Source organism: Romboutsia sp., assembly GCF_056995035.1.
On record NZ_JBXKIW010000045.1, the window covers coordinates 1 to 22381 of the forward strand.

The 22381-nt window shown below is 26.5% G+C and carries 22 protein-coding genes and 1 other annotated feature; of the genes, 16 read left to right on the forward strand and 6 right to left on the reverse strand.

The annotated features are described in order from the left end of the window. From AC11VW_RS05800 to AC11VW_RS05810, 3 genes are all read left to right on the forward strand, one after another. Positions 1 to 425: hypothetical protein (locus tag AC11VW_RS05800; protein WP_484300452.1), on the forward strand; the 425-nt coding region annotated here is incomplete at its 5' end. 4 nt (positions 426 to 429) lie between these two features. Continuing rightward, a complete protein-coding gene (locus AC11VW_RS05805; RefSeq protein WP_484300453.1) occupies positions 430 to 2118 on the forward strand; it encodes a dynamin family protein in 1689 nt (562 codons plus the stop codon). Positions 2119 to 2207: 89 nt separating this feature from the next. After that, complete coding sequence (locus AC11VW_RS05810; RefSeq protein WP_484300454.1) at positions 2208 to 3278, forward strand: glycosyltransferase; 1071 nt, start codon at positions 2208 to 2210, stop codon at positions 3276 to 3278. A gap of 123 nt (positions 3279 to 3401) precedes the next feature. Here AC11VW_RS05810 and AC11VW_RS05815 read toward each other — a convergent pair whose 3' ends face one another. After that, positions 3402 to 3623 carry a hypothetical protein gene (locus AC11VW_RS05815; protein WP_484300455.1) on the reverse strand — a complete coding sequence of 74 codons (222 nt, stop codon included), beginning with the start codon at positions 3621 to 3623 and terminating at the stop codon, positions 3402 to 3404. Between the two features lie 542 nt (positions 3624 to 4165). Between AC11VW_RS05815 and AC11VW_RS05820 the strand changes: the two genes are divergently transcribed. The 7 genes from AC11VW_RS05820 (at position 4166) to AC11VW_RS05850 (ending at position 10450) form a co-directional block, all read left to right on the forward strand. Continuing rightward, the gene (locus AC11VW_RS05820; protein ID WP_484300456.1) at positions 4166 to 5134 is read left to right on the forward strand and encodes a DUF2232 domain-containing protein; all 969 of its coding nucleotides are present in this window, start codon (positions 4166 to 4168) and stop codon (positions 5132 to 5134) included. Between the two features lie 15 nt (positions 5135 to 5149). Then, the gene (locus tag AC11VW_RS05825; RefSeq protein ID WP_484300457.1) at positions 5150 to 5878 is read left to right on the forward strand and encodes a glycerophosphodiester phosphodiesterase family protein; all 729 of its coding nucleotides are present in this window, start codon (positions 5150 to 5152) and stop codon (positions 5876 to 5878) included. Positions 5879 to 5934: 56 nt separating this feature from the next. Beyond that, positions 5935 to 6191 (forward strand) — a binding site (T-box leader). A 71-nt stretch (positions 6192 to 6262) separates the two neighbouring features. Beyond that, positions 6263 to 7468 carry a tyrosine--tRNA ligase gene (tyrS, locus tag AC11VW_RS05830; protein ID WP_484300458.1) on the forward strand — a complete coding sequence of 402 codons (1206 nt, stop codon included), beginning with the start codon at positions 6263 to 6265 and terminating at the stop codon, positions 7466 to 7468. A 118-nt stretch (positions 7469 to 7586) separates the two neighbouring features. After that, positions 7587 to 8150 carry a hypothetical protein gene (locus tag AC11VW_RS05835; RefSeq protein WP_484300459.1) on the forward strand — a complete coding sequence of 188 codons (564 nt, stop codon included), beginning with the start codon at positions 7587 to 7589 and terminating at the stop codon, positions 8148 to 8150. Between the two features lie 80 nt (positions 8151 to 8230). Further along, a complete protein-coding gene (locus tag AC11VW_RS05840) occupies positions 8231 to 8578 on the forward strand; it encodes a DUF4870 domain-containing protein (RefSeq protein WP_484300460.1) in 348 nt (115 codons plus the stop codon). Positions 8579 to 8767: 189 nt separating this feature from the next. Further along, on the forward strand, positions 8768 to 9691 hold the full coding sequence (locus AC11VW_RS05845; RefSeq protein ID WP_484300495.1) for a DMT family transporter: 924 nt from the start codon (positions 8768 to 8770) through the stop codon (positions 9689 to 9691). A gap of 213 nt (positions 9692 to 9904) precedes the next feature. Continuing rightward, positions 9905 to 10450 (forward strand): NADH peroxidase, encoded by a 546-nt coding sequence (locus AC11VW_RS05850; protein WP_484300461.1) that lies wholly within the window; start codon positions 9905 to 9907, stop codon positions 10448 to 10450. 124 nt (positions 10451 to 10574) lie between these two features. Here AC11VW_RS05850 and AC11VW_RS05855 read toward each other — a convergent pair whose 3' ends face one another. Next, complete coding sequence (locus AC11VW_RS05855) at positions 10575 to 11348, reverse strand: CotA family spore coat protein (protein ID WP_484300462.1); 774 nt, start codon at positions 11346 to 11348, stop codon at positions 10575 to 10577. A gap of 310 nt (positions 11349 to 11658) precedes the next feature. On the opposite strand from AC11VW_RS05855, the gene AC11VW_RS05860 reads away from it, so the two are divergent. The 4 genes from AC11VW_RS05860 (at position 11659) to AC11VW_RS05875 (ending at position 15275) form a co-directional block, all read left to right on the forward strand. Further along, the gene (locus AC11VW_RS05860) at positions 11659 to 12804 is read left to right on the forward strand and encodes a DUF362 domain-containing protein (RefSeq protein WP_484300463.1); all 1146 of its coding nucleotides are present in this window, start codon (positions 11659 to 11661) and stop codon (positions 12802 to 12804) included. 142 nt (positions 12805 to 12946) lie between these two features. After that, positions 12947 to 13543, forward strand: coding sequence for a DsbA family oxidoreductase (locus AC11VW_RS05865; RefSeq protein ID WP_484300464.1), 597 nt, complete (start codon positions 12947 to 12949; stop codon positions 13541 to 13543). A gap of 218 nt (positions 13544 to 13761) precedes the next feature. Then, entirely contained in the window at positions 13762 to 13992 is a 231-nt protein-coding gene (locus AC11VW_RS05870; RefSeq protein ID WP_484300465.1) for a hypothetical protein, read from the forward strand. 2 nt (positions 13993 to 13994) lie between these two features. Then, a complete protein-coding gene (locus AC11VW_RS05875) occupies positions 13995 to 15275 on the forward strand; it encodes a dihydroorotase (protein WP_484300466.1) in 1281 nt (426 codons plus the stop codon). 67 nt (positions 15276 to 15342) lie between these two features. On the opposite strand, the gene AC11VW_RS05880 is transcribed toward AC11VW_RS05875, so the two are convergent. The 4 genes from AC11VW_RS05880 to AC11VW_RS05895 all read right to left on the reverse strand — a co-directional run bounded on the left by AC11VW_RS05880 (position 15343) and on the right by AC11VW_RS05895 (position 19181). Further along, positions 15343 to 16587 (reverse strand): ABC transporter permease, encoded by a 1245-nt coding sequence (locus AC11VW_RS05880; protein ID WP_484300467.1) that lies wholly within the window; start codon positions 16585 to 16587, stop codon positions 15343 to 15345. A 3-nt stretch (positions 16588 to 16590) separates the two neighbouring features. Continuing rightward, positions 16591 to 17271 carry an ABC transporter ATP-binding protein gene (locus tag AC11VW_RS05885; protein WP_484300468.1) on the reverse strand — a complete coding sequence of 227 codons (681 nt, stop codon included), beginning with the start codon at positions 17269 to 17271 and terminating at the stop codon, positions 16591 to 16593. 1 nt (position 17272) lies between these two features. Further along, positions 17273 to 18358, reverse strand: coding sequence for an efflux RND transporter periplasmic adaptor subunit (locus AC11VW_RS05890; protein ID WP_484300469.1), 1086 nt, complete (start codon positions 18356 to 18358; stop codon positions 17273 to 17275). A 229-nt stretch (positions 18359 to 18587) separates the two neighbouring features. After that, complete coding sequence (locus AC11VW_RS05895; protein WP_484300470.1) at positions 18588 to 19181, reverse strand: GNAT family protein; 594 nt, start codon at positions 19179 to 19181, stop codon at positions 18588 to 18590. Between the two features lie 655 nt (positions 19182 to 19836). Here AC11VW_RS05895 and AC11VW_RS05900 point away from each other — a divergent pair. Together AC11VW_RS05900 and AC11VW_RS05905 are read left to right on the forward strand one after the other, a co-directional pair. After that, positions 19837 to 21075 carry a VanW family protein gene (locus AC11VW_RS05900; RefSeq protein WP_484300471.1) on the forward strand — a complete coding sequence of 413 codons (1239 nt, stop codon included), beginning with the start codon at positions 19837 to 19839 and terminating at the stop codon, positions 21073 to 21075. A gap of 465 nt (positions 21076 to 21540) precedes the next feature. Further along, entirely contained in the window at positions 21541 to 22188 is a 648-nt protein-coding gene (locus AC11VW_RS05905) for an FMN-dependent NADH-azoreductase (RefSeq protein ID WP_484300472.1), read from the forward strand. Positions 22189 to 22381 lie beyond the last annotated feature (193 nt).

Below are 22381 nucleotides of genomic sequence, written 5' to 3' on the forward strand. Positions count from 1 at the left end.
AAAAATTATATAAGGTTTTAATTTCAAAAATAAATTTAGATGAAGAAGTAGAAATACTAAATACTAAGGTATACTTTGCTAGAAGTAAAAACTTAATATTAGACTATTATACACACGATATTATAAATAAAAACAACAATAAATCAACTAATCAAATAGAAAATATTCTAAATAAACTTACCGTAAAAAATACTAAAAAACAATGTAGTGATGCAATGTTAATAAAGAGCCATATCGATAAAAAAATCAATGATTTAAAAGATGAAATAACAAAAACCTTAGAAGAGAAGATAAATTCAATAGAATTCAACATAATCAAACTTAGAGATAAAAGTTTTAAAGATAAATATTTAGATTACTCAAAAATAAAACAACATATTGAATATTTAAATGATATAGAAAACATATTAAATAATTTGAGGTGATATTTTGGATAATAATAAAAAATATATTTATGAAATTAAAGAAATACTTTTGAGTTCACCACTTAGAGAAAGGTTAACAACAGAAGCTATTGTACCGTTTAAAGATATAATTTTTAGGCAACTAGGAGAGGTTATACAAGGAGTTAAGGTATTAGAAAATAATAAAGATGATGTACTTAAAATAGTTATAGTAGGAGAAGTTAAATCAGGAAAATCGAGTTTAGTAAATGCACTTATAGGAAATGAAGTAAGTGAAGTTGATGTATTAGAAGCTACTTCAGATATAATAGAAGTTGTTTATGATAGCAACTCATATATAAAAAAGAATAAGAATATTACACAAGTTAGGCTTAATTTAGATTATTTAAAAAAAATAAATATAGTAGATACACCAGGGCTTAAAAGTATAACGGTAAAGAATGAACAAAAAACGCTAAACTATATTCAAAATGCAGATTTAATCTTATTTGTAGTGGATGCAACCCATTTAGGTCAAGAAGATATCATAGATGCCCTAGATATAATATGTGAATATAAAAAGCCTATAGTAGGAGTAATTAACAAATGTGATTTATTAAATGATGACAAAGAGGAAACACTAGAGTATATACAAGATGAATATGGAATTTATATAGATGAATTTTTTATGATATCTTCATATTTAGAATACCAAGATAAATTAAGCAGTAAAGCTAAAGCTAAAAGCACAGATTTAATAATTTCAAATTACACAGATCTAAGAAATAATTTTAATATGCTTAACAAGTACATACAAAATATATATGAAAATTGTAAAGATATAAAGTTAGAGAGCGTTAAATCATCTCTAGAGGGAATTATTCATAAGGATATTTTAAATCATTATGATTATTTAAAAAGCTTATCAGTATTTATTGATGAACTTAGTAAGTATGAAGAAGCTCTTCAAAATAAATTTGATTATATATGCTCAAAAATGGACTTTGAAATAAATGATTGGTCAAATAGAATTTTCTTTAATGATGAAATAAACAAAATAAAAGACAATATAGACAATGCAAGGTTATATATAAATGAAAAATATATAAATGATTTAATAAATAAAAAGAAGATAGAATTGGATAATTTATTTTTTATAGAGTGGAGTGAATGTCTAAAAGAAATTAGCAATGAAATGGATGATGACATAAAAAAATATGTTAATGAGATAACTTATAAAAATGAATTTTTAAGTACTCCAAATTTTAAAGTTGATGGTGACAAGACAAATATAAATGATATGCTAGCAGTAGTTGGAACAGGAGCAGTTCTTGGGGCTACTTCAGGAGGAATATTATCCATATATAGTGCAGCTATAGGTTCCTCAGCAGCGTCAATGACTATAGGAACCGCTATGGTAACATATTGTCCACCGCTACTTATTGCAGGAACTATAAGTGGAGCATTAGGCAAAGCTATATATGAAAAGGTTCAATCTGATAAAAAAAATAAAGAGATATTAAAAGATGTAGATGACTTTATAGAAGTAATAAAATACAAGATATTAGAACAACTAAAAATTGGATATAATGACTGTAGCAAAGAAATAGTTTTTACAACTTTAGAAATATTAAAAAATATAAAAGGTGTTTCTATGAATAAATATGAAATGGAGGTTTTAGTAAAAGACATAGAAAATTATATTCAAGATTTAAATTGTTGTATAAGTAATTAATAATTTTCATTTAACTAAATAAATTTTAACAAAAACCGTCATTTTATCATATAGTAAAGTATAGTATACAAAGGTAAGGAGTAATTAGTATGATTACTATAAGTTTATGTATGATAGTGAAAAATGAAGAAAAAGTAATAAAAAGATGCTTAGAAAGCATATTTGATGTCATAGATGAAATAATAATAGTTGATACAGGCTCAAATGATAATACAAAAGAAATAGCAAAAAATTATACTGAAAATATATATGATTTTGAATGGATAGATGATTTTTCAGCAGCAAGGAATTTTTCTTTTAGTAAAGCTACAAAAGATTATGTATTATGGATAGATGCTGACGAAATTTTAGATGAAGTAAATAAAACTAATCTATTAAAATTAAAAACTAATTTAAAACAAAATATTGATGTAGTAACTATGGAAACTTATATGTATATAGATGAAAATAAAAATCTTAAAATAAGAGCAAGAAGAAATAGAATGGTAAACAGAAATAAAAATTTTAAATGGATTGGATTTATACATGAATATATTGAAATAGAAGGTAGTATTTATGATAGTGATATTGCAATAATACATGATAAAATAAAATGTGCAGATGATAGAAATCTTAAAATATACCAAAAAAATATAAATTTAGGAAATAAATTAAGTGACAGAGATTTATACTATTACGGAAAAGAATTATATTATAATTGTATGCTTGATGAAGCTATAGAAATATTAGGAGTATTTATAACAAAAGATGCGTGGGAAGAAGAAATTGTAGATGCTTTATGCAAAATAGGAGAATGTTATTTATGTAAAAAAGAAAGAGCCAAAGCTAGGGAGTATTTTTATAAAACTTTTGAGTATATAGAGCCAAGAGGAGAAATACTTTATAATATAGCAAATTCATTTGAAGAAGAAAAAAGATGTAAGCAAGCAATATACTGGTATGAGATAATATTGAATCTTCCAATACCAAAAGATTGTCATCAATGTATAAATTTAGGTTGCTGGAGATTTAAACCACATTTGAATTTATGTGCTTGTTATTTTGAAATGAATGATTTATCTAAATCTTATTATCACCATAAGAAATGCCAAGAAATAAATCCATTAGATGAATGTGTTATATATAATGAAGAATATTTCAAATCAATAATAAAAGGATAAAAGCTATAAATATTTATAGCTTTTATCCTTTTATTTTTTATTATCCTTATAAAAAATTCAATTTGATTCATTAAAATATGTTTAAAGACAATATAAAGTATAAGAACAGATTTATATAATTAATTATTTAAGAAACTTAGAAAATTTATATAAACGAACAGCACAGCTTTTAACTAAATAGTTTATATATCCATAGACATCTTCTATATTGTCATCACAACATAATTCAGTAATATTAGATCCAAATTGTAAATTAAGATTACTTATGTAACTAAATTGAATACAAACCATAGATAAAAAATAGATTAAAGTAAATATAAATAATAAAATAATAAGAAGAAACATTTAACCCTCCCCCTCATGCTAGATAGCATGTCCTTTAAATAAATTCTACTATATTATTGAATTAATATCATCTTAAAAATAATTACATAAAAACTAATAAAATGACATAAAATTATAAAAATAGTTAACAATATGTTATTAATATAAAATATACGGATGAATGTTGTAAAATATTACAATAAAAAAGATAAAAATAACACTCATCTTATCTAAAAGGATAAATCCATCAAGTCTGATAAATTTAGATATAGGATTTAGTAAATTTGCTAAATACGCCAACAAACTAATATCTATCACATAGATATTAACAAATAACTAAGTTATTACACTAACTGTAATAGTAACAAAAGGAATTATACTATAAATTTTATTAGTATAATTTTTTTATACACTTTGTTATTAAATAAAGTTCATTTAAAATCAAGCTACTAAAATGTTTTATTTTAAACATATAACCTAACCCTTTATAAATCTTTGAATAAATATTATTATATAGTATAGCATTCTTTGAATATATTGAAATAGTAACTTAGGAGGACGAAATGAATAATACTAAAAAATTGACAGAAGCAGGACTTTTGTCAGCTTTATTTATAGTAAGTGCAATAGTAGCAGTAGGGAGTGGGTTTGGGTATGCCTTTTACTTGGACTTCGTAGTGCCAGTATTTTTTTGTATAGTATGTATAAAATGTGATTTTAAATATAGTGTTTTATCTGGAATAAGCTCATTGATTATAGTAGGACTAGTACTTGGAAATATAGGAACGGCTGTATGGGCAAGTCAAAGTGTAATTCTTGGAATTATGTGTGGAAGCTTAATTACTAAAGAAAGTACTATTATGGATGATTTAGTGTATGGATCTATATTAGGAGTTATACTTATGGTTTTTATAGATGTATATGCATCAAAACTAATAGGATATAGTTTTATGAGGGAGTTTAGAGGATATATGAAAGTATTTCCATATAAAGAATACGTAGATGTAGTTTATTATTTGTTTATAGCATTATTTCCTTTTGGGACTGTGTTTAGCATATATTATTTATCGTTAATATTATCGAAAAAATTGAATATATTAAAAGGAAATGGTGAGAAAAAATTACAAATAATAAATAGCTTTAGAAAGTGTTCAAGGTTTGTATGTTGTTCTAAAAATATATTTTATGGATGTGTAATTTACATATTCATAGCAGAAATTTTAAGCTTATTAAAAATAAATTTAGATGGTGTTTACATAAAAACAATTTTAATATCTATTAATTATTTATGCTTATATTTTGTAATAAGAGATGGATACACAACATTACAAAATTATTTATTATCAAAGTATCAAAAAGTATCTTATGCAAGAATATTATCTATTGGAACATTAATATTGTTAATAGGTATATTTAAGATAACTACATTATCAATTATAATTTTTAATATAGTATTAGACTTAAAGCTAAATATAAGGAATAAACAAATAAATATAATAAATAACTACGTAAACAGCTTAGCAAACAAATAAATGTAGGAGGTTATCATGAAAAAAAATATAGATTGGCTCAAAAAAATACCATTTGCCCATAGAGGATTATATAATGAAATGTTTCCTGAAAATTCTATGGGTGCATTTAAAAATGCTGTTAAATATGGATATGGTATAGAATTAGATGTTCAATTTACTAAAGATAAAAAGGTAGTAGTATTTCATGATGATAATTTAAAAAGAATGACAGGTAATAGACATGATGTTATAGGCTTAACTTATAGCGAAATAAATAAATTAGTTCTATTAAATACAAATGAAAGAATCCCATTATTAAAAGAGGTATTAAATATTGTAGATGAAAAAGTACCTATAATAATTGAAATAAAAGAATGTGGAGAATGTATAAAGTTAAGTCAAGAAGTATATAATATAACTAAAAAATATAAAGGTAAATACTCTATTCAATCTTTTAACCCTAGTATTATAAAATGGTATAAAGATAATGCAGATGAAATAATAAGAGGACAATTATCTTGTTATTTTCAAGACGTAGCCTTAAAATGGTATAAAAAAATAGCTTTGAAAAATATGATATTAAATTTTATAAGTAAGCCAGATTATATATGTTATGGACTATATGGGATAAATAACATTAGAGTAGCATCTTTAAGAAAGAAAATGCCTATTGTATCATGGACAATAAGAAATGAAGAAGAAATGAAAAAAGCATATAATTATTCTGATAATATAATATTTGAAGGATTTATGCCACCAAAATAAATAAAAGGATTGACAAATTATAAGATTCAGAATATATTAGTATTAACAATTTATTATTTAAAGCGATGAAAAGAAAAAGTAAAACTAATGTAGTCTAACAGAGAGTTTCCGTTTGGTGAGAGGAGCAAGATAAATTAGTTTGAATACATCTTAGAGCAGTTTTCCTGAAAGATAACAACCATTAGGGAAAATCGGATTAGCACACGTTATAGTGCAAAGGTATAACCATAGATTGGCATACCTACTGAGGTTAATATTGTAAGATATTAATGAATTAAGGTGGTAACACGTGAGTAACGCTCTCGTCCTTTTATTAGGATGAGAGCTTTTTTAATACAAAAAATCAAAATTAAAAATATTAAAGCGTAATGCAGGAGGTAAAAAATGATAAATTTAGATGATCAAATTAAAATAATATTAAAAGGCGTAGATGATATAATAGATGAAAAAGATCTTAGAGAAAAATTAATAAAAGCACATAAAGAAGGACGTCAATTAGTTGTAAAATTAGGGCTTGATCCATCAGCTCCAGATATACACTTAGGGCATACTGTAGTTCTTAGAAAAATGAAGCAATTACAAGATTTAGGGCATAAGGTAATAATAATAATAGGAGATTTCACGGGTAAAATAGGAGATCCAACTGGAAAATCTCAAGCTAGAAAAGCATTAACTACAGAACAAGTTTTGGAAAATGCAAAAACTTACGAAGAACAAATATTTAAAGTTTTAGATAAAGAAAAAACAGAAGTTAGATTTAATAGTGAATGGTTAGCTAAGTTAAACTTTGAAGATGTAGTAAAATTAGCAGCTACAATAACGGTAGCAAGAATGTTAGAAAGAGAAGATTTCAAAAAGAGATATGAAAGTCATATTCCAATATCAGTACATGAATTCTTCTATCCATTAATGCAAGGATACGATTCAGTAGCAATAAATGCTGATATAGAACTTGGAGGAACAGATCAAAGATTTAACTTATTAATGGGAAGAGCATTACAAAAAGAATTTGGTCAAGAATCACAAATAGTTATAATGATGCCTTTAATAGAAGGATTAGATGGTGTCAATAAAATGAGTAAGAGTTTAGGAAACTACATTGGTGTAGATGAAGAAGCTGGTATAATGTACCAAAAGGCAATGGAAATACCAGATGAGTTAATAGTTAAATACTACAATTTAGTAACAGACGTTCACCCTGATGTAGTTAATAAGATAGAACAAGACTTAAAAGAAGATAGAGTTAATCCAAGAAATGTAAAGATGGAGCTTGCTAAGGAAATAGTAAGGCTATATCATGGAGAAGAAAGAGCTAATTTTGCACAAGAGAGATTTAAATCAGTATTCCAAAAAGGACAAATACCGGTTGATATATTAACTGTAGAAGCGGATGCACAAGGTTTTGACTTAGCTGAAATAGTAGTTGCTAACAAATTAGCTCCAAGTAAAAGTGAATTAAGAAGATTAGTAAAACAAGGTGGAGTTAAGGTGAATGAAGAAAAGATAGCTGACCTTCAAGAAGTAGTAGCTGAGGGTGAATTAGTTGTTCAAATAGGAAAGAAAAAATTCATAAAAATCATTGTAAAATAATATAATACAAATAAAAATCACCTTCTTTGATAGAAGGTGATTTTTTAATTGTAAAAATTAAAAATAAATGTTATATTTTATCTAATATACAATGAAATAATATGAGAAGAGGGGCACTATGTATTTACCGAGCAGAATAATTAAAATATTATCTAAAATGAATAAATCATATATCATATATTATAATAAAGGGAAAATATCTTCTGTTGTAACTGATAATAACAATATTAAAATAGAAGTATCTAGTAAAGGATATTGTATAAATTTAAAGGGGTCACAAATAATCTTAAATAACTTAGAAGCTTTAGAACCACTACTATTTAAGGTCAATATGCTAAATAAAGAAGGTAAAAATAAAAATAAATTTAAAATTAAAGATAGCTTTGTAGAAATTTTTTCTGAGAATGAAAACACATTCGCAGTTGAATACAATCAAGGAAATATAATGTCTATTATAATGGATGAACCAAAACTATTTATAAATAAGACTAGTACAGGCTATTTACTAAATGTAAATAATAAAGATATTGCAGTAGATAAATTTTCAGATATAAAGAAACTTTTAATTAAGATGCATATAATAGAAAGTAAGAAAAAAAGTAAAATAGAAAGTAATAAAAAAACTAAACTATTATACAAAAAAGATGATATAGGCTTTGAACAATTAAAATTAAATATTTAAGATAAAAAGGAACACATATTTATAGAAAAAATATTTTGAATTAAGAAATAAAAAATAATAATTTAAAAAAGGAGGTAATTATGGATAATTATAATAAATCAATTCCTAGAGAAAATTTAATAATGCTATTAATGGCAGGAGGAATTATAGTTTTTAATATAATAGGATTTATAATAGCGTACTTTGTATGGAAAGAATATAGTAAAGACTCTGACTTTATAGGCGTTAATGGAAGAAGACTTTTAAATTTCCATATATCTTTTATAATATATGAAATAATAGCAGGTATTTCAATGGTAGTACTTGTAGGAGTTATACTAATGCCATTAGTTAGTATAGCTTACTTTATATTAATAGTACTTGGAATGATAAGATATGGTTCACATGTAGACTATGAATATCCACTAACCTTTAATATTATAAAATAATATAAATATAAAAATAGACTGAAAGGCTATATTGAAGCAGTTCATATAGTCTTTTTAATATGTCTGTGTAAATAAATTGATAAAAGTGGTATTAATTTATTTACACAGACATATTATTAGACTACTGTTAAATTGTATATGAGATTGAAAACTTTATTAAAATAAATGCTAATAGGGGGGAATATATTGCTGAAAAAACACATAGGGGAAATAGGGTTAATATCCATAGCTATAATATGGGGTAGTGGATTTGTGGGAACACAATTAGCACTAGACGGAGGATTAACTCCTCTTCAATTAATAACTTTAAGATTTTTTATAGCATCAGTTTTGATTAATATAATATTTTTCAAACAAATCAAAGAAAATATAAATAAAGAAGTAGTAAAAAAGGGGATTTTATTAGGATTCTTTTTATTTACATCATTTGTAGTTCAAACTATAGGTATATTATATACAACACCATCTAAAAATGCTTTTATAACAGCTACTAATGTTATTATCGTACCTTTTATAGGTTATTTTATTTACAAAAGAAAACTTGATAAAATAGGAATGATAAGTAGTATAATTACTCTTTTAGGAATAGGTATATTATCTTTAGAAGCAGATTTTTCTATTAATATAGGAGACTTTTTAACTTTAATCTGTGCTTTTGGATTTGCATTTCATATATTCTTTACAAGTGAATATGCATCAAAATTCAATCCTATAGTACTAACTTCTATACAATTTAGTGTTGCATTTTTATTATCTTTAGTAGCACAAGTGTTTATAGGTGAGGCGAAAATAGATGCAGGTACAAGTGGGTATTTAGGTGCACTATACTTAGGTATATTTAGTACTACTATAGCTTTTTTATTGCAAACGATATGTCAAAGAAAAGTAGATGGAACGAAAACTGCGATAATACTTTCTACAGAAGCAGTATTTGGTACTTTATTTTCTATAATAATATTAAAAGAAGTAATTACATTAAGAATGATTTTAGGAAGTTCTATTATATTTATATCAATCATAATGGCAGAAACTAAATTATCTTTTTTAAAAAATAAAAATACATATATGGAAGAATTATGTAGTGAGGCAATACAAGAAAATGAAAATGAGTAATTAAAACGTAGAAGATGATTAAAAAATTTAATTTATATTTAAAATTTAAGTAGATAAATCCAAGCTAAAGATGATAAACTATAAAAGGTAATAATTTCCAAATATATTTTAAATTTATTGTTTAATGTAAAAAAGCTCGGGTATATATAGAGTATAGCAATTTAAATAATAAATTAAAATTTATATAAAATAAATATGGTGGAGGTAATAATTATGAAAAAGTTTGTTTGTACAGTATGTGGATATATACATGAAGGGGAAACTGCACCAGAAAAGTGTCCAGTATGTAAGGTAGGAGCTGAAAAGTTCGAAGAAATGAAAGGTGAAATGGTTTGGGCTGATGAGCACAGAGTAGGAGTAGCCCAAGGAGGGGATGAAGATATATTAGAGGGATTAAGAGCTAACTTTACTGGTGAATGTACTGAAGTTGGTATGTACTTAGCTATGAGTCGTCAAGCTGATAGAGAAGGATATCCAGAAGTTGCAGAAGCATACAAGAGAATAGCTTTTGAAGAAGCAGAACATGCTGCTAAGTTTGCAGAATTATTAGGAGAAGTAGTAGTAGCTGATACTAAAGCTAACTTAAAAGCAAGAGTTGAAGCTGAATACGGAGCAACTGAAGGTAAATTAAAGCTAGCTAAAAAAGCTAAAGAATTAGGATTAGATGCTATACATGATACAGTTCATGAAATGTGTAAAGATGAAGCTAGACATGGTAAGGCATTCTTAGGATTATTAGAAAGACATTTTGGAAAGTAAAAATAATAAATAGTTAATATATAAATGGAGAAGGTATATACCTTCTCCATTTTAGACTGTGAGGATGTAGATAGATTTGTTTTTACACAAACCTACCTACAGTATTATGCTTTTCTACAAAATTTTAGAAATCCATATCTCCTACAGAATCTAAACAAACAAAGTATACTCTTCCTAATATTGAAGGTGAAGTTGCGAGTTGATTAATAAGAACTAAAACATTTCCTATTCTACCTAGTACTTTAAGATTTTCAACAGCTAGCCATTTACCAGTTAAACTAACTGTTTTAGAACTAGAAAGAGTATTGAAAATGCCATCATTACAGCAACATTCATCACATTTAAATTTACATTTTTCTTCATGACGTCTATCAAGTAATGAAATTAAATCATTTTCAAAATTAGCTTGAGTAATACCACTATTAAGAGTGTATCTGAATACAATAGCTTTTGTATCACATAAAGATATATGGTCTACAGTTAATTCTAATTGAGCAATTGCACTTGTAATAGGACCTGTAACAGGAATAGGATAATATACAGCATTAGTAGATCCTATTCTTATTACGTCACAATTACAAGGTTCAAAACCGTTAAATGTAGCGCTAAGCTCTCCTAAATTATCATTCTCCTCAAGCGGTCTAAGAAAAGCTCCTGTTATATAACTGTCTCCTATAAATCCAAATGGACCAAATGTAGCATCTGAAGTTAATGTTGTATTTGATAATAATTCTAAAGCTTCTCTCATACTTTTTTTACAGCAACATTCTTCTTTTTTATGATTGTCTTTATGTTTATCATCTTTCCAATCATTTTGTTCTGATTGACAGTAGTCATCATATTGTCTATCATAATAATCATCTTTCGAATAGTTTTTATCTGATTTATAATTATACATATAATCATACTCCTTCAATTAAATAATACATTGTAGTACATAGGTTATAGAAGTAACCTATGTACTACAATATATTATTATTTACGATAAAATGTTCCAAAAATATAAAAATTATTTACAACTAAATCTAACTTACAAGCAAGAGTTGAAATTAAAATACAAAAATAGAGAATGCTTACGCTTTCTCTATTTTTTATGTAAACAAAGCCTTAGATAAACATATCAATTACAGATATAAGTTAGTTTACTATAGACACAACGATGCTAAATATTTACAATTAAAGTTAGTATAAATTAAAAGGAGCATATTATGAAACTAGTATCAGTAAGAAAATGTGATAATTATGAATATGAAAATGTAAAAAAATCAGTTGATAAAATGTTAAAAGATATAGGTGGAATAGATAAATATATAAAACCAAATAGTAAAGTTTTAATAAAGCCAAATTTACTTATGAAAAAAAGACCAGAAGAAGCAACAACAACTCATCCGATGGTAGTGAAAGTAGTTTGTGAAAAATTACTGGATCTAAATTGTAAAGTAATAATAGCAGATAGCCCAGGAGGACCTTATACTGTCAATTCACTAAAAAACATATATAAAGCTTCTGGCATTGAAGAGGTAGCAGATGAACTTGGTGTAGAGTTAAACTACGATATATCTGAGGTGAAGATTGAAAATCCTAAGGGGCATGCACTTAAATATATGGACATCATAAAGCCTATAACAGAAGTAGATCATATAGTAAACCTATGCAAATTAAAAACTCATCAAATGGCAACTTTTACAGGAGGAACTAAAAATTTATATGGATGTATTGCAGGACTTAAAAAAGCAGAAATTCATTATAGGTTTCCAACAGAGGAATTATTCTGTGAAGATGTACTTTTAGACATATGTTCTTATGTAAATCCAACCCTTACTATAATGGATGGAGTTATAGGGATGGAAGGAGAGGGACCATCAGCAGGAAAGCCTAGAAAAATCGGAGCACTTCTTGCATCGTCGAGCCCTTATGCTATAGATTATGTAGCTTGTAAATTGATAAGTTTAGAAACACATAAAGTACCTACATTAAGGGGTGCTATTAAAAGAGACTATATAAAAGAAGATGGAAGTGACATAGATATTGTAGGTGATGACATGAAAAATTTAATAATAAAAGATTTTGATATACCCAAAACTAGCAAAGATTTTAGATTACTTTCATCAAGTCTACCAACGTTTTTACATGAACCACTTACAAAGATGATTACACCTAAGCCAGCTATAAGACATAAGGATTGTATAAAGTGTGGGAAATGTATAGAAGCCTGCCCAGCTAAGGTTATGAAATTAAATGAGAAGGTTGAGATAAATTTAAATAATTGTATTAGGTGTTACTGTTGTCATGAGTTATGTCCTAAAAAAGCAATAGATGTTAAACGTAGCTTTATATTTAAAATGATTAAATAATAAAGCTATAATTAGTTATGTAAATATGAAAGTAAGGATAACTTGGATTTAAGAAACAAAAGTATAAGATTATAAAGATTATGTGTAAACATATTGAAAGCTAGTACATATATAATACTAATTATATAAATAGAGGTGTAATATGGAAAATAAAATAATTGCTTTTTTTGATTATAATTGTCCATTTTGTTATATAGGATTTAGTATTATAGAAGAGTTAAAATATCAATATAAAATAGAATGTATTTATAAAGCTTGCGAATTATATCCACAAATACAAACAGGTGGTATTTCAAAGGAAGATTGTCTACATGGATATGATATAGATAGTATTTATAATAAGTTAAGAAAAATCGGCAATAAAAATAGTCTGGAATTTGGTGATTTAGATAGAAAATATAATTCTCATAAGTCTTTGCTTTTAGCAGAATTTGCACAAAATAATAATAAAATTACGGAATTTTCTAGAGCTATTTATGAAAAATACTATAACTTTGATAAAGATATTTCTGATGATATTTTATTAAGAGAGATATATAATAATTTAAATTTAGATTATGATTATGCCATTGAACAAATAAATAATGGAAACCTAGAAAAAAAATTAAAAGAAAACATGGATTTAAAAGCTAAATTAAATATTGAAATTTTACCAACCTATATAATAAATGAGGAAAGTATATTAAATGGTATTTTAACTAAAAATAAATTTTTGAAAATTTTGAAAAATTATAATTAGCATATTTGAGTTGAATTCAAATATATTATCTTGAATTAACATATAGCTATTTAAGGAAATTAAATAGCTATATTCTATATAGACTTTAAATATTTAGATGTATCATTGAAGTTTTTTTATATAACTAAACTACGTACGAAAATAAAAATGAAAATAAAATCATTCGTAATTGTATTTAAAATGATGTTTATATAAGGTATAATAAAGTAAAACATAATATGTATTGTAAATATTCATATAAAATGGAGGATATACTAAAAATATCTCATAAAGTAATGCCAAGTGGAGCAGAGCATGATGCTATGGCGTTTAGTAAAATTTGTGATACGGCAATGGTATTTATACCTTGCTATAGAGGAATAAATCATAATAAAAGTGAGTTTTCATCACTAATTAATATATATGATGGAGCGAACGTTATATATGAATATCTAAAGGGAGAATTGTAGACATGATACTTATAAAAAATGGAAGAGTAATAGATCCAAGTACTAAGAGAGATGAAGTTATAGATATTGTTATAAAAGACAATAAAATTGAGAAGGTAGGTAAGTTTGGGATAATAAGTGAATATAAAAGTGTCATAGATGCAAGTGGATACATAGTAGCACCAGGATTAATTGATGTACATGTACATTTTAGAGATCCAGGATTTAATCATAAGGAAGACATAGAGAGTGGTTCATTATCAGCTGCGAAAGGGGGATTTACAACGGTTATATGTATGGCAAATACTAATCCAATAGTAGATAATGAAAAAACTTTAAAATATATAAATGATAAAGCTAAAAAGTCACCAATTAATGTATTGCAAGTAGGTTCTATAACTAAAGGATTCAAAGGACAAGAATTAGTAGATATGGACAAACTTAAAACTTGTGGTGCTGTAGGATTTAGTGATGATGGACTTCCTATAATGAACAGCGATATAATACTTGAAGCTATGAATAAAGCTAAGAAATTAGATGTACCTTTAAGTTTCCATGAAGAAGATCCAGCTTTAATAACATGTGCAGGTATAAATGATGGTAAAATATCTAAGCAAATGGGTATAGTTGGAGCACCGAATGTAGCAGAGGACGTTATGGTAGCAAGAGACTGTATGTTAGCTTTAAAGAGTGGAGCAAAGGTAAATATACAACATATAAGCTCGCAAATATCTGTTGAAGTTGTAAGACTTGCTAAGAACTTAGGAGCTAATGTATTTGCAGAAGCTACACCACATCATTTTACATTAACTGAAGATGATGTATTAGAATATGGAACTAATGCAAAAATGAATCCTCCTCTTAGAACAGTACATGATAAATACAAGATTATAGAAGCTCTGCAAGATGATACTATTGAAATAATAGCTACAGACCATGCACCTCATACATATGAAGAAAAGAACGTAGAGTTTACAAAAGCTCCAAGTGGTATAGTAGGACTTGAAACAGCATTAGCGCTTGGTGTAACTAACTTAGTTAGAAAAGATCATTTAAGTATTATGAAGTTATTAGAAAAAATGACTATAAATCCAGCTAAACTTTATAATTTAGAAAGTGGATGTATAAAAGAAGGAGCACAAGCTGATTTAGTAATATTTAATCCTAATGAAAAGTATGTAGTTAATGAATTTGTTTCAAAATCTAGCAATTCACCATTTAAAGGAGCTACGTTATATGGAAAGATTAAGTATACTATATGTAGAGGCAATGTAGTATTTGAGGATATAGAAGAAAATAAATAAAAATGAAAATACCCAATATCTTAAATTAGATATTGGGTATTTTTATTTTTAATATATTAAATAAACATTATTTATATATAGCCTTAATAGGATCTAATTTAGAAGCCTTAATAGCCGGTATAATACCAAATATTATTCCAGTTATAACTGTTGCAACACTTGCAAATAAGAAGCTGTTTGCATTAGGGATAGCTTTAAATGGTAAATAGTTAGATGCATAGTTTACCACTATAGATCCTATTATTATACCAAGTATTCCACCACATACTGTTATAAATACAGCTTCTGTTAAAAACTGTAGCATTATGTCTCTTGGCTTTGCACCAATTGCTCTTCTTATACCTATTTCTCTTTGTCTTTCCATTACAGATACATACATTATATTCATAACTCCAACTCCACCTACAAACATAGATATAGCAGTTATAGCAGTTATAAACATATTAATCTTAGAAACCATTGCATCAAGAGATTGTGTTTGTTCAGTTGGATCTTCAGGAGTATAGGTACCATTTATATCAGGATGAAGTTCAGATAGTTTATCTGTTACTCTAGATGCGACCTCAAATACATCATATCCTTTAGAAACTACTAAATCCAACATATATATTTCAGATGGATATGAATATTGACTCATTAGACCATCAAAGGTTTTTTTAGGCATATATGATGTAGCATAACTAAGTTCAGGAGACATTCCTAAATCATACATATTATTAGAATTATCTTCTTCATTTAGTACTGAACTTTCATCTACAATTCCTATGACTTCATATATATTACCACTCATAGTAATTCCATTACCTATAGCACTCTCAGGGTTACCAAATAACTCAGTTGCACTTTGCATAGTTATCATTATTACTTTTCTATCCTCATCTTCAATAGAGAAATTTCTACCATACATAGCTTTTACTTTGCTATCTTTTTTTAATTCAGATATCTCAATAGAAGTACTTTTTTTATCGAAAGATGCATCTGATGAAAAAGTAGAGCCAAAATCAAAATCATCTTTGCTAGGTCCTATTCTTTCAACACCTTCAATAAAAGAAAGGTCTTCTAAATCTTTTTGGGCAAAAGGTTTTAAAAACGTACTCATACCCATCATATTAGAGTCTGCTGGTTCAAAGCTAATTCTTGTTTTATTAGGATTTACTTTATCAATAGAATCAGTCACTTCTTTTTTCATACCATTACCAATAGAACTTACAAGGATCACAGAAGTAATACCCATTATAATCCAAAGTAGGGTAACAGCTACTCTAAGTTTATGCCCTTTTAAATTAGATAAAGAACTTTTTATTAAATTCATGGACTACACCTCCAAAGACAATACGCCATCTTTAAGTTTTACAACTTTAGTGGAGTATTTTACTAAGTCATTATCATGGGTAACCATTATTACAGTTTTACCTTGTTCATTTAAACTTTTAAGAAGTTCCATTATTTCGTTACTAGTTTCACTATCTAAAGCTCCAGTAGGTTCATCTGCAAATATAAGAGAAGGACTATTAACTAATGCACGAGCTATAGCTATACGTTGTTGTTGACCACCTGATAATTGAAGGGGTAGATTTTTCATTTTATCTAAAAGTCCAACTGCTTTTAATTTTTCACAAACTATCTCTTCTCTTTCTATCTTTTTAGGACCTCCATCATAAATAAGAGGAAGTTCTACATTTTGATAGACATTTAAAGTTTCTATTAAGTTAAACTGTTGAAAAATAAAGCCTATATTTTTATTTCTAAAAACAGACCTTTGATTTTCATTCAAGTTAGTTACATTTTCATCATTAAATATATAATCGCCATCATCAAATTTATCTAAAAAAGCTAGAACATTAAGTAATGTAGTTTTACCACTACCTGATTTACCCATTATCATAACGAATTCTCCAGCTTTTATATCTAAATTTAAAGATTTAAGGACATGGAATTTTTCTTTACCAACCTTATAGTACTTTTGAATATTTTTTAATTTAATTATAGAATTCAACTTACTTTTCAACCCCTTCTTCAGAAGTTTCAGGAAGAGTTTCTATATTTTCTTTTGTTGAAGAGTCATTTCCTGTATTTATAGGGTCTCCTTCTTTCATATCTTCTGATGGGTATCTTACTATTACATCTTTTTTATCGAGTCCAGATTTTACAACAGTAAATTCTTCATTTTCACTAGATATTTCAACAGCTTGTTTTTTAAGTATTCCATCTAAATCTTTAAAAACATACGCTTTATCTTCAATTCTTATTATAGCTGATGTCGGTATCTTAGCTAAAGAATCACGAACTTCAATAGTGGCTTGTACGTGGAAACCATTTACTAATCCTTCTTGATCATCAAAGGCAATATTTATACCATAGTAAGATAAGTTTCCTTGCTCACCAGTATTCATAGTATTAGCCTCACTAGAAGGTCTATCAGAGATAAAACTTATTCTACCAGCTAAATGCCTATTATTAGAAAATACTAATACATCCACAGGGTCATCTATTTGAAGTTTTGAGAAATCTTGTTCACTAGCTTGACCTTTCATATAAAATTCGTTACTTATAACAGTCATAAATGGCGAGGTTTCCCCTGTATTTTCAGATTGCTCGTTTAGATAAACTTTCCCAGAAAATGGAGAACGTGTGTTAATATAAGAGTTTTTATCTAAAGTCGATATTTGAGCATTTAGTTTACTTATTTCTGTATTTATAATAGAGTCATTAGCAGTGTTTGATTTTTTTAGCTCGCTTACTTGAGCTTTTAAACCATCTATTTTATCTAATATATCTTGATTTTTAACCGTATATAAAATATCTCCCTCTTCAACTACTTTACCATTTGTAACATTTAGATTACTTATTTCTTCAGTAGGGTTAAAATCTTTCGATTTAGTAGGTACGATAGAACCATTTATAAATATTTTTTCGTTATCAGCAATAGTATAAGTTTCTATCGAATTTTGCATTTCAGTCATTTGTTCATTATTTAATTTATTTTTATTATAAATAAATATTCCAACACCTAAGGCTATTATGACAAAAGTACCTACACCAATAATCATCTTTTTGTTCTTAAATTTTTCTAAAAAAGACATGTTTTCCTCCTTATGTAAAAAATACTACTTAAATTATAGAATATATTACAATAATAAGCAAAGAAAAATAAAAAATAAAACAAAATTGTAAATAAATATCAAAATATATACACAAAACTATGAAAAATTGGAGGTTTTATACAAATATTATATGTAATTTAATGTTAGACCTTAATAAAAAAAGATAAAAAAAGAGAAGCAAATTGCTTCTCTTTACAAATATATTTTTTTAAGCTGTAAATTCTATTCCTTGCTCTAATGGATTTATTAATTTCTTAATAAGTATATTCCTTGTTATACCATATTGATTTTTCTTTTGTAGTTTTACTTCAAAACCTAAATTTATGACTGTTTTTAAGCTAAATATGTTTTCTGTAGCTATAGCAGTTATAATGTAGCTCTTACCTCTGATAATAGATTCTTCCATTCTAGTTTCAAGTAATATTTTATGAAGGGCATTTCCACGGTAAAGAGGGTCTACCATTACATATCCAGATATATAACTAGAATTTATTTCTTCTTCAGTAAGTCCCATTTCATAAAGATTATCTAAATAATCACCACTAGGCAATTCACAAAGCGCAGAAGCTACTAATGTTTCTTCAACATAGCAACCTATTATAAATCCACCTTTGTCTAAAACATCCATTAAATAAAGTTGATCACGAAACTTTAGCCAATTTTTATTGTCTAGAGCATCGTTTACTTTATTGTATAAGCTAGTAATGTCGTCAAATTTAGATGAAGTAATATAACGTACCTCAACATATAAGTTTTCACAAAGTTCTCCATTAAACTTAGATAATTTTACTTTCTTTATCAAAGTAGACACCATTTGTTCACACAAGCTCGCTAGACTCGCGCAGTTCTCTTATGAACTTCTCATACTTTCATATGAGAGCAGACTATTTCTTCACCCTCGACGTTATTCGTTAGGGGCAACCTACTTCCACTATCAATAGCTTATAGTGTACGAGACCAATCTCTAGTCGTTGAAGGTTTCCCTGTTCGGGACTTCCCTGCATGAACATCCATTGTACAAGCACTTAGGGTTTAACCATATGCCATCCTAAGACTTTTTTCTACTTTCGTTCCATCACGCTTAAAGCTATTCGCTTTTACGTTGTGGCACTTAGGCTTTAGGAATTATCTGCAATTCAAGTTGTGTCCTATGCAGATTTCTCTACATACGAGGCTAAATCTTACCTCTTTTCCAAAATTAGAGATTTTACAATCTCTTTTAATATAAAATATTAACCTTTATTCTTTATTAATTGATTTAATTAAGGTTTAATTATTATATCATAATACTTTAAAAAAAGTAGTATATTTTATATAATTTCAATAAAAAATTATAAAGTTAACTAAATATGGTAAAAACTATATTTTATAGGGTTTAGTAATAGATAATTTTATTAAGAATATAAAAAAAAATATGGGCAAATATAACATTATAAAAATAGATTAAGGAGTACAATATGACTAAAAGTAAAATATCAATTAAAAAGCTATTTTTTTTATCGTTCCTACTAATAATATCGTTATTAAATTTAGGAATGAGTAAAAAAGAAAATAATGAAGATGGTAAAATATTTAAAAATATATATATTGAACAAGTTCCTATACAGCACCTTAAAACTAATGAAGCAAGAAAAGAAATTACTAAATATTACTATCCTAAGTCAATACATATTAAATACAATGATAAGACCTGGTCAATAGAGCCTAAAGATATAAGTTTAGATTATAATATAGACAGCGCGGTAGAAAAAGCATACAAATATACAAGAGAAGAAGATAAATTAGAAAATGTAAAAAAGATGTTTAATTTATCTTTTAAGGATAAATACAATATAAGATTACATGCAAGTTACGATGAAGCAAAATTAAGTAGTATCATAGATGAAATTAGTAAAGAAATAAATATAAGCGTTAAACAAGCTACTATAGATATAAAAGAAACCTCACAAATAATAACAACAGAATCTAAAGAAGGAATTGAAGTAGATGTTATAAAATTAAAAGAAAATATATACGATATGATAGATAAAAAAGATATAAAGGAAATAGACCTACCTATTAATATTATTAAGCCTAAAATAAGTACAGAAGATGTATCATCTATAGATACCATACTTGGACAATATAGTACAAGTTTTAATAATTATACTTCTAGAGGAAGTAATATATATGTAGCAAGTAAAAGTACCAGCGATATATTAATTATGCCAGGAGAAATTTTTTCATATAATAACTCTACAGGAGCAAGAACTTGGGTTAATGGATACAAATCTGCTCAGGTTATAGTAGGTGGGAAATATGTAAATGGAGAAGGTGGAGGTGTTTGTCAAGTTTCAACCACAATATATAATGCAGCATTACTTGGGGGTATGGAAATAAAAGAAGTACATAACCACACATTTACCTCACACTACGCTCCAAGAGGTAGAGATGCAGCTGTATCTTATGGGTATATAGATTTTAAATTTAGAAATCCGTACTCACATCCTATATATATTAAAAATATAGCTCGTAATGGAGCGATAACATCAAAAATATATGGATGTAGTCAAGATAGAGAAAAAATGTATATAAGAACAGAAGAAAAATATAATAAAGATAAAATAGATGCAAAAACATATAGAATATATTTAGATGAAGAAAATAATAAAATAAGAGAAGAGTTAATAGCAAAAAGCAAGTATAAGATAAAGTAGAGCTAATCATTTGATTAGCTTTATTTTGTGTACAAATAAAAAAACCCAGTAATTTAAACTATTACTGGATTTTATGAAGATAGTATAAAATAAATGTCCTCATCATCGTTTTCTTCACTTTTTGTTTCTTTATCTTCTCTTACTTCACTTGCTATTATAAAGTTTATTATCGGCATACTCTCACCTCCTTATTTAGAAAAATAAATCAATAGTATTTAACCAACAAGCTTTATTTTAAGAAGTTTTTACAGATTAGATAAGTGGATTTCTTTATCTTAATTAAGTATATGTAAGTTATAAAAAAAATTGACAGAAAATTTTGAAAATATTATTTTTTTGAAAAAAATAATTTTATTGGTGGAGAAATCTTAAGAACGAGATAGATAGAATAGATGAAATGCTAAGTGAATAAAAAACAACCTCTTACAAATAATAGGAAGATAAATTATGAAAAGAGGTAGTATTATGAAAAAGTTACTATATATAAGTGTAAATTCAAAACCAGAGGACTTATCAGCGAGTAAAACAGTAGCTAGAAAATTTATAAATAGATTCCTAGAACTAAACAAAGACTTCGTGGTAGAAGAAGTGGACCTTTACAAAGAACATATACCTAGACTTGAATATCAATACTTTGAAAAAAGAAATTGCATAGTAAACGAAGAAGATGCAAAAAAATTAGATGATAAAGATCAAAGAGAAATAAAAAAAATAAGAGTACTATGTGATCAATTTATAGATGCTAGCGTATATGTAATAGCAGCACCTATGTGGAGTTTATCATTTCCTGCACCACTTAAAGAATATATAGATTGTATAATGCAAGACCAAAAGACAATAACTTTTGATAATGGAAAACCAGATGGTCTTTTAAATGATATAGATAGAACAGTAGTATATATACAATCATCAGGAGGGCATATACCTTGGATACTAAAACCTGTTATGAATAAAGGTGTAAATTATATAGAAAACATAATAAAATTTATGGGAATAAAGAAATTTGAAGAACTATTAGTAGATGGAACAGGATTTACGGAAGAAGAAAGAAAAGAAGCAATAGATAAAGCAATAGGAAGAATAGATGATGTAATTGACTCTATGAAATATTAATTAAATACAAATAAAGCCATATGGTATGTTGACTATATGACTTTATTTGTATCTGCATAATTAAAAAAGTTTTTCGATATGTCTTTAAAGCCATATAATTATCAAAAAGAAGCAAAAATTTTTCATTTGAAAAAAATTATATATTGAAAAAACTAAAAGGAAAACATTTGCCATGACGTTGATTAATAAAATG

Bases quoted from the DNA above. Each gene is read 5' to 3' on its own strand.
- AC11VW_RS05810 (WP_484300454.1), top strand. From the start codon at position 2,208: ATGATTACTATAAGTTTATGTATGATAGTGAAAAATGAAGAAAAAGTA.
- AC11VW_RS05815 (WP_484300455.1), bottom strand. From the start codon at position 3,623: ATGTTTCTTCTTATTATTTTATTATTTATATTTACTTTAATCTATTTT.
- AC11VW_RS05820 (WP_484300456.1), top strand. From the start codon at position 4,166: ATGAATAATACTAAAAAATTGACAGAAGCAGGACTTTTGTCAGCTTTA.
- AC11VW_RS05825 (WP_484300457.1), top strand. From the start codon at position 5,150: ATGAAAAAAAATATAGATTGGCTCAAAAAAATACCATTTGCCCATAGA.
- tyrS (WP_484300458.1), top strand. From the start codon at position 6,263: ATGATAAATTTAGATGATCAAATTAAAATAATATTAAAAGGCGTAGAT.
- AC11VW_RS05835 (WP_484300459.1), top strand. From the start codon at position 7,587: ATGTATTTACCGAGCAGAATAATTAAAATATTATCTAAAATGAATAAA.
- AC11VW_RS05840 (WP_484300460.1), top strand. From the start codon at position 8,231: ATGGATAATTATAATAAATCAATTCCTAGAGAAAATTTAATAATGCTA.
- AC11VW_RS05850 (WP_484300461.1), top strand. From the start codon at position 9,905: ATGAAAAAGTTTGTTTGTACAGTATGTGGATATATACATGAAGGGGAA.
- AC11VW_RS05855 (WP_484300462.1), bottom strand. From the start codon at position 11,348: ATGTATAATTATAAATCAGATAAAAACTATTCGAAAGATGATTATTAT.
- AC11VW_RS05860 (WP_484300463.1), top strand. From the start codon at position 11,659: ATGAAACTAGTATCAGTAAGAAAATGTGATAATTATGAATATGAAAAT.
- AC11VW_RS05865 (WP_484300464.1), top strand. From the start codon at position 12,947: ATGGAAAATAAAATAATTGCTTTTTTTGATTATAATTGTCCATTTTGT.
- AC11VW_RS05870 (WP_484300465.1), top strand. From the start codon at position 13,762: ATGTATTGTAAATATTCATATAAAATGGAGGATATACTAAAAATATCT.
- AC11VW_RS05875 (WP_484300466.1), top strand. From the start codon at position 13,995: ATGATACTTATAAAAAATGGAAGAGTAATAGATCCAAGTACTAAGAGA.
- AC11VW_RS05880 (WP_484300467.1), bottom strand. From the start codon at position 16,587: ATGAATTTAATAAAAAGTTCTTTATCTAATTTAAAAGGGCATAAACTT.
- AC11VW_RS05890 (WP_484300469.1), bottom strand. From the start codon at position 18,358: ATGTCTTTTTTAGAAAAATTTAAGAACAAAAAGATGATTATTGGTGTA.
- AC11VW_RS05900 (WP_484300471.1), top strand. From the start codon at position 19,837: ATGACTAAAAGTAAAATATCAATTAAAAAGCTATTTTTTTTATCGTTC.
- AC11VW_RS05905 (WP_484300472.1), top strand. From the start codon at position 21,541: ATGAAAAAGTTACTATATATAAGTGTAAATTCAAAACCAGAGGACTTA.